3 protein-coding genes are annotated in these 2,591 nt (G+C 59.1%); 2 read left to right on the forward strand and 1 reads right to left on the reverse strand.

All coding sequences use genetic code 11. The features are described 5' to 3' along the window. A partial coding sequence (locus AC5RWQ_RS30095; protein ID WP_494285982.1) for a S26 family signal peptidase occupies window positions 1-108 on the forward strand: 108 nt, incomplete at its 5' end. An 814-nt stretch (window positions 109-922) separates the two neighbouring features. Further along, window positions 923-1,621, forward strand: coding sequence for a hypothetical protein (locus tag AC5RWQ_RS30100; RefSeq protein ID WP_494285980.1), 699 nt, complete (start codon window positions 923-925; stop codon window positions 1,619-1,621). A gap of 350 nt (window positions 1,622-1,971) precedes the next feature. On the opposite strand, the gene AC5RWQ_RS30105 is transcribed toward AC5RWQ_RS30100, so the two are convergent. Further along, window positions 1,972-2,591 (reverse strand): SMI1/KNR4 family protein (locus AC5RWQ_RS30105; RefSeq protein ID WP_494285981.1); only part of this gene is annotated, 620 nt, incomplete at its 5' end.

A 2,591-nucleotide genomic window follows, 5' to 3' on the forward strand; every position in this document is an offset into this window, starting at 1 on the left:
CCGGCCGACTCCGTCTTCGTGATGGGCGATAGCCGCGCCCGGTCGAACGACTCCCGGTGTGCCGGGCCGGTGCCGATGTCGTCGGTCTTCGCCGTAATGGTCGACTGACCAGGGCCCACCTGACACTTGCCACGGACGTACCGAGGTGGCCGACGCTAAGCGCTCGGACGGCGGCAGAAGAGGATGCCCCGCGGGCCTTCGGCGGCGTGGGCTGATCTGTCGGGCGGTGGTCTGGCCGGCGTACCAGTTCGAGCAACCGCACGCACCCCGCCATACGAGACGTTGCTCCAGGGCATTCGACGCGCTGCTGTACCCCTGTTAGAGTTCTCCAGTCCATCGAAGGGTTTCCATGGAAGCGTCAAGCGAGGATGTGGCTCGGGTTATTGCCAAAGCCCTCCGAATGAATTTTCAGCAAGTAGGCGATAGATACATCTTTGGAGACGACCCGGACAAGGGCGAACTCTCGGCTACCATTACGCGCCTTAACGAGGTTGCAGAGCGGCTTTCCAGCTTTGAAGGCATAGATGGCGCTTCAATAGCAAGTCCGACATGCTATGAGGTGGCTGTGCGCCTTCACCGAGCGGTCATGGGCCGCCGCTTCCGTGACGAGCCGCTCTCTATTCATGATTCCCAGGCAGGGCTTTCGTACGAATTAGGGAGGTCGAGTCTTGAGTATTTACTCTACGTCCTACTCTGTCTAGAGAAGGAGGGTGGCCCGAGATGGTCGCCGAGTTATTTGTTCATCAGCCGCTATCGCACCCTCGGTGAATTGGACTCGGATGCGCTAGAGGTCTTCCAAGAATTGGCACCAGCGCTCCTCACTTTCCGCGTAACGTCATCAAGTCAACGCTCCCGCAAATATTGGAAGCCATATATTGATGGCTTTTTGTTCCACTTTAGCTACAACCTAGACTGGGCGATCATGCCGGAGTACGACTTCGAGCAGCTCGCCGGACCCTCAAGATTTAGGCGGATGAGGCGATCGTCGCCGCAGGAACTGGAGGCTCCACGAAGGCACTACGTCTCAGATCTCGTGCACCATTACCGGCTCGGCGTCTCTTCCGAGAGTCCCATGCTCGAATATCTTTCGTATTATCATGTCGCCGAGCATTGGTTCGAGAACGTCTATCACGACGATTTGATTGCAAGAGTCCAGGGGTTGATTACTGACCCCGGCTTTTCTCATCGCCGTAAGAACGACGTTAGAAAGCTGATAAGAAGCGTCACGCGGGCCGTTCAGCTTCGCGACGAAGAGCTTGTCATCAGCAGCGAACAGGCGGCTCTGAGGTTAACCCTAGAGAAGTACATAGTCCTGTCAGATCTAAAAGAGGACATTCACGGTTTCAGGCCGGATCTCATCAGATTCTACGCCGAAAATAAGGTCCCGTTCTCGGATGGCGATGTGGTCGACCTAGAATCTCGCGACCACGCCAAGGTGCTCACCGCGCTTACCAATAGGATCTACAAAACCAGAAACGCACTTGTGCATAGCAAGGAGGGCGGTAGGGGGAAGTTCACACCCTTCGTCGATGACGCCGACTTGAATGCCGAGATTCCCCTCGTGCGATTCGTGGCGGAGCGAATCATTATCATGAGCTCAGAGTTACCACCATTGCATTGATGTCTTATTCGTTCGTTCTATTACGCTGGGCGCTTTCGTGGCATGTCTAGGTGCACTCATCTCGGCAGAAGCGGATACGCCAGCCCTCTCCGGCCGCCCCGCGTTCACAGCGGGTAGCCAACGAGCCAGGGCATCGTGTCACGCATCAGGTGAAGCCAGGACGTAACCCATCAAGCGGAGTACGACAGGGTGTCGGGCTCCACTTGATGCGTTACGGATCGGTGCCAGTTGTTGGGTGACACGTCCGGCCGTTCAGAGGCTCTGCTCTCACGCTGCGTGAGCGGCGTTAACTTGCCGCCTTTGACCATTTTCGGTCAGGACGCTCCGCAGTAGCGGCTCGCACGTTCCGGTTAGGAGTTGGGAGGCGCCCACGAGCCGAACCCCAGGTCGTCAATGCGGTCGCTGCGGAGCATGTCGGTGTCGACGGCTTCCAGCTCGTCAGCGACATCTACCCACAGCTGCGTCACGGACTCCCACAGCGGTGTCGTGCCCTGGTGCTCTCGGGAGAACTCCACCAGGCATCCGTGGAGCGGACCCTCGCGTAGGTCGATGAATACTCCGCCCCCCGCACCGTCACCGGCGATGGGCAGCCATCGGGGGAGCCAGTACAACTGGGGTTGGAGGGTGCCCGCTGGCTGGGGGTTCTGGTCGGCCACGAATCGTGCCATCTCTTCACGCGGCCCCGGCGGGTACGACTTCTGTTGGACCTCCAGGTGCATCCGCCAACGCTCCAGGGCGATGGACGTGGGGTATGGACTTGAGAAGTCAGGGATCAGGCTTGCACTTGGTAGGCCGATACCGTGCTGGACTCCGTTGGACAGTCCCCACCAGATCCGAAGGTCGGCCGGGAGCGCCACACCAAGGGCGGTTGCAACAGTGTCGATCTCGCCTGCCGTTGCCGGCGGGTTCAGCTCCGCACGGAATCGGGGGGCAAACCGCGACAGCCAATCCTCGATCCGATGCCACGCCC

It is taken from the genome of Micromonospora sp. BS32, from assembly GCF_059089345.1.